General features: G+C 71.8%; 4 protein-coding genes, 1 pseudogene and 1 riboswitch. Of the genes and pseudogenes, 1 reads left to right on the top strand and 4 read right to left on the bottom strand.

All coding sequences use genetic code 11. From position 1 onward, the window contains the following. Positions 1-1,233: NAD(P)/FAD-dependent oxidoreductase (locus HOQ08_RS07180; RefSeq protein WP_291192767.1), on the top strand; the 1,233-nt coding region annotated here is incomplete at its 5' end. Between the two features lie 18 nt (positions 1,234-1,251). On the opposite strand, the gene HOQ08_RS07185 is transcribed toward HOQ08_RS07180, so the two are convergent. The 4 genes and pseudogenes from HOQ08_RS07185 to HOQ08_RS07200 all read right to left on the bottom strand — a co-directional run. Beyond that, positions 1,252-1,680 carry a nuclear transport factor 2 family protein gene (locus HOQ08_RS07185; RefSeq protein WP_291192769.1) on the bottom strand — a complete coding sequence of 143 codons (429 nt, stop codon included), beginning with the start codon at positions 1,678-1,680 and terminating at the stop codon, positions 1,252-1,254. Between the two features lie 59 nt (positions 1,681-1,739). Further along, the gene (pnuC, locus tag HOQ08_RS07190) at positions 1,740-2,321 is read right to left on the bottom strand and encodes a nicotinamide riboside transporter PnuC (protein ID WP_291192771.1); all 582 of its coding nucleotides are present in this window, start codon (positions 2,319-2,321) and stop codon (positions 1,740-1,742) included. Next, on the bottom strand, positions 2,321-4,483 hold the full coding sequence (locus HOQ08_RS07195; RefSeq protein ID WP_291192773.1) for a TonB-dependent siderophore receptor: 2,163 nt from the start codon (positions 4,481-4,483) through the stop codon (positions 2,321-2,323). Before HOQ08_RS07195 ends, pnuC begins: the two co-directional genes overlap by 1 nt. A 60-nt stretch (positions 4,484-4,543) precedes the next feature. Beyond that, a riboswitch (TPP riboswitch) is annotated at positions 4,544-4,641 on the bottom strand. 125 nt (positions 4,642-4,766) lie between these two features. After that, positions 4,767-5,112: pseudogene (locus HOQ08_RS07200) on the bottom strand (aminoglycoside phosphotransferase family protein); the annotation flags it as partial.

The following is a 5,112-nucleotide window of genomic DNA, read 5'->3' on the forward strand; positions in this document are numbered from 1 at the left end:
GGCACCGGTGGGCAGGCCACGGCGCTGATGCTGGCCGGCGACGGCCACGAGGTGGAGGTGTTCGAGCGCGCGCCCCGGCTGGGACCGGTCGGCGCCGGGTTCCTGTTGCAGCCGGTCGGGCAATGGGTACTGTGGGAGCTGGGGTTGCTCGACACGGCGCTGGCGTACGCGGCGCCGGTGTCGCGGCTGTACGGCGAGACGGCGGCGGGCAGGGCGGTGATGGACATGCGCTATGCCGAGCTCGATCCGCGCCTGTGCGGCCTGGGGATGCAGCGCGCTGCGCTGTTCTCGGTACTGGATGCGGCCTGGACGCAGGGCCGCCAACTGCACTGCGGCGTGCGCATCGTGCGGGTGGATCCAGAACAGGGGGCGCTGGAGGACGAGCAGGGGCGGCGCCACGGCAGCTTCGACTTGGTCGTGGTGGCCGACGGCGCGGCCTCCGGCCTGCGCGCGCAGGTCAGCCGCTCGCGCGTGGACAGGCCCTACCCGTGGGGCGCGCAGTGGTGCCTTGTCGCCGCCGGCGACTGGCCATGGCGCGACGTGCTGCAGCAGCGTTACGTCGGCGCCCGGCGCATGGCCGGCATGCTGCCGGTCGGCACGCGGCCGGGCGATGCCGTGCCGCGGCTGAGCTTTTTCTGGAGCCTGCCGGTGGACGAACTCGACCGGGCGGGCCGTGACGAAGAGGCGTGGCGGGCCGGCGTGCGGGCCGTCTGGCCACAGGCGCTGGAGCGTCTCGCCGCGACGGCCGTGTCCGCCGGCCTGGCGCAGGCGCGCTACCGCGACACGATGCACGCGCTCTGGCACCGGGGGTGTGCCGTGCTGCTGGGCGACGCGGCGCACGCGATGAGCCCGCAACTGGGCCAGGGTGTAAACATGGCGCTGCTCGATGCCCATGCCTTGCGCGATGCCCTGCGCCGGGCGCGCAGCGTGCCCGAGGCGCTGGCGCGCTATGCGGCGGCGCGGCGCGCGCACGTGGGCATCTACCACCTGTGGAGCCGCTGGCTGACGCCGCTGTTCCAGTCCGAGCGCGATGCCTGGGCGCGGGTGCGCGACCGGGCCTTTCATCCGTTCTCGCGCATGCCCGGCGCGCGCGGGCAGATGCTGCGCGTGCTGTCCGGCACCCGCAGCGGATGGCTCGGCAGGTTCCCGCTGCCGGCGGGTTTCCTGGATGCGATGCAGACGCGGCTCGCTCCGGGGTGGCGCGCGCCGGCCGCCGCCGACCCTTCGCCTTGAGCGCGCCGCGGCGACGGCTCACTTCGCCGGCGGGAACCAGGCTTTCGCGATCAGGCCCGCGCGCACTTCGTAGATCGCGAACGCATCGGGCAGGTGCTTGTCCGGCGCCAGGCCGTGCAGGCGTTCGAGGTCGACGACCACCGGTCCGGCGGCGCTGCGCCGGACGACCTCCACGTGGAAGGCCTTCGGCTGCCTGGGCAGGAAGCCGAAGGCCATGCGGATGGCGTCCCTGCCACGGATCGGCGGGCGCTCGCCCGCGAGGTAGACCAGGCTCGCATCGTCCGCGTAGCACGCGGCCAGCGCCTCGACGTCGTGGGCGTTGTAGGCGTCCACCTGGGCCTGGACGACCTCTGGGGGCGAACTGTGGGCGCCGGTCGAACCGCAGGCCGCGATGGCGTGGAGAGGGGCGAGCGTCAGCAGCATCGCGATGGCGAGGCAGGGCTTCATGCCGTTTCCTTCGGTGTCGGGGGCCGGCGCAGCTTAGCCTCGCGCGCGTCGGACGGCACTCATCCGACGACCGGATGCGCCTGCGGAAGCGATTGCGCGCGACGCCAGTCGCGCAGGCCGATCGCCGCCAGTACCACGAAGCCGGCATACAGCACCGCGGTGATCGCCAGGTCTTTGTAGACGTACTCGCCGACATAGATCACGTCGACCGCGATCCACAGCCACCACGCCGCGACATGGCGGCGTCCCTGCCACCATTGCGCAACCAGGCTGAAGGCCGTCAGCGCGGCATCCAGCCAGGGCAGCGCCGCGTCGGTCCAGCGGTGCATGACGTAGCCGAGCGCGAGCGCGACGGCCAGGCCCAGCGCCAGGTGCACGGCAAGCTCGCGCGGAGGCAGCCGCGCGACCACCACCCGGCCGTCGCCGCCCAGGTGCCTGAGCCAGCGCAGCCAGCCGTACACGATCAGGCCGGCGAACGCGCCCTGCAGCAGCGCATCGGAGTAGAGCTTGGCGTGGAGGAAGATCCAGCCATAGACCAGTACCGATGCGAAGCCGACCGGCCAGCACCATGGGCGGCGCCGAGCGGAGAGCCATACGGCCCACGCGCTCAGGCCTGCGCCGACGAGCTCGATCGCGTCCATCAGAAGGCGTAGCTCACGGACAGCCGGGCCAGCCGCGGCGCGCCGGGGAACAGGTAGCTGTCGCCGTAGGCACTGCCGGTATCGCGCCAGTAGAAGTGATTGAACAGGTTGTCGATCGACAGGCGCGCGGTGAGTGCATGTCCGCCGACGGTGGTGGCGTAGCGCAGGCCAGCGTCGAACACGTGGTAGGCGGCCACGCGCACGCGGCCATCCGGGGTGGCGACGTTGGGCGAGGCGTAGCGCCAGCCGCCGAGCAGGCTCAGCTGCGGCGCGAAGGGCAGGCGGTAGTCGGCGTAGATCGCGGTGCGCAGGCGCGGCACGTTGGCTACCTGGTGGCCTTCGTAGGCGCTCGTGCCGGTGTCCTGCGCACGGGCGCGGATGAAGCTGGCGCTGGCGGTGAGGCTGAGGTTGTCGCTGACGCGGCCGTTGGCGCCGAGCTCCAGGCCGGTGTGCACCTCCTCGCCGTGCTGCACGAAGGTAAAGCCGGCGGCCGAGCGGTCCGGCTGCGCGAACTGGTAGGGCTGGCGGATGTGGAACAGCGCGCCGGTGAGGTTGAGGGCATCGCCGAGGTCGTACTTCACGCCTGCCTCGATCTGGCGCGACAGGCGCGGCGGCAGCATCTGGCCGTCGTTGCTGGTCCAGTACGGCGCTTCCATGCCCAGCGACAGGCCTTCGCTGTAGCTCAGGTAGGTGGTGAGCGGCTCGCTCGGCTGCCACAGCACGGCGGCCTGGGGCAGCGCGCGGCTCATGCGGGTGTCGCGCTCGGGCGCGCCGTCGCTGCCGTAGGCGCGCTCGTGCAACCGCACGAAGCGGCCGCCGGCGATCAGTTGCCACTGCTCGCCCAGGTGCAGTCGATCCAGCGCGAACAGCGAATGCTGCCAGCTGGTCAGGCGCCGCTCGGACGGGCCCGGCTGGTTCGGCGAGGGCGCGAAGTACGGCGGGTCGCGGTCGACGATGTTGGCGGTGCCGACGTAGTCGTAGACGTCCGCGCGCTGGTCGTTGAGGCGGCGAAACGCGCTCGCGCCCACGGTGAGCTGCTGGCTCACGCCGCCGGTGTCGAAGCGGCCTTCCAGCACCGCGCGCGCCTCGTCGTCGATGCGCGTGTCGTCCGGGCTGCGGTAGTCGTAGACGTCGTAGTCGCCGTTGGGCGCGAAGAAGTTGCCGGGCTGGCCGCTGGCGCAGGCCGGCGAGTAGAAGCAGCCGTAGGCGAAGGCCACGTTGTCATTGATCACGCTGCGGCTGTGGCCGGCGGCCAGGCGCAGGCGCCACTCGTCGCTCAAGGCGTAGGTGAGGCGCGCGCTGGTGTTGGAGGCGTGCACGCCGACCGGTTGCTGCCAGGGCTCGAATCCGAGCATGCGGGTGGGGTCGGCCTGCTCGGGAAGCGCGTCGCCGCCCAGCAACTGGTAGCCGGAGACCGAGCGCTGCGCGCTGGCCTGGTAGTCGCTGTCCAGTTCCAGCGTGGCGTCCGGCGTGATGCGCCAGTCGGCCGCGAGCGCGTAGAAGTTGCGGCGGCCGTCGGCGTGGTGCACGTAGGAGTGGATGTCCTCCCAGGCGAGGTTGGCGCGTACGCCGAAGGTCGGAGTGAGCCAGGTGCCCGCGTCCAGCGCGCCGTAGCGGGAGCCGTGCGAGTCGGTGCCGAGCGTCACCTCGCGCACGTCGGCCGGGCGCTTGCTGACGAAGTTGACCACGCCGCCGGGCTCCATCACGCCGGCCTGCAGGCCGGCCAGGCCCTTGAGCACTTCCACCTGCTGCTTGTCCTCCAGCGCGATGGGCTGCTCGCCGGCGATGGTCAGGCCGTTGAAGCGCAGGCCGGTGGCCAGGTCCAGCGGATAGCCGCGGATCGCGATGTCCTGGTAGTAGCCGACCGGCGCATAGTTGTCGCCCAGCGAGGCATCCTCGCGGGCGAGCTCGCTGAGCGTGCGGATCTGGCGGTCGTCCAGCTGCTTGCGCGCGATCACCGTGACGGCGGCCGGCGTGTCGTGCAGCGAGGCGTTGCCGTAGGCGTCCAGTGCGGTGCCGTGGCGGTCGTCGTGGGTCTGGCCCTGGACGCGCACCGGCGCGAGCTGCTTGGCCTGGGTGGTATCGGACTGCCCGGTGGCCTGCGCGGCCGGGGCCAGCGCAGCGAGGAGGGCGAGCAGCAGGGGGGTGTGGGGTAGGTTCATCGTCGACTCGTCGGCAAGGGCAGGACGAAGCGACGGCCAGGCGCACGTCCGGACGGACGCACGGCTGCTAATCAAGCTCCCTACGCCGGTGCAAACCGGATCAGGTTCCAAGGGACTCTCTCAGCCCGGCCGTTCGCCGGGCACCCCCGCTTCAAGTTGGCTATTGAAGCACGGAATGGACGTCCAACCCAAGCCGTTCGTCCTGAGAGTGCGCCGTAGGCCGAAGTCGAAGGACGCGTTTCGGGCACGCGGGCGCTGCGACCCGGCTCGAATGGTGGGGCGTCTACGCCAGCTCGCGAATCGCATCCAGCAGCGCCTGTCCCGGTGGCGTGCCGAACCAGGCCGCGTGTCCGCGCAGGAAGGTGTGGTACGCCACGTCGGCATTGGCCGGCGAGCGGGTGACCGCGGTGAAGTACTCCACTTCCGACAGCGCGAAGTCCACGTGCACCAGCGGCAGCAGGTCGGCCAGCAGGTGGATGTCGGCGCCCGCCAGCGGGCGCTGCTTGCGGTAGCCGGCGATCAGCGCGCGTGCCGTGTGCACGTGCGCCGCGGCGTGGCCGGTGTCCAGCGCCATCCATGCGCTGGCGTTGCGTTCGATCGCGGTGGCCAGGTCGAACAGCGCGAAGTTG

It is taken from the genome of Frateuria sp. (assembly GCF_013362045.1).
GTDB lineage: Bacteria > Pseudomonadota > Gammaproteobacteria > Xanthomonadales > Rhodanobacteraceae > Frateuria_A.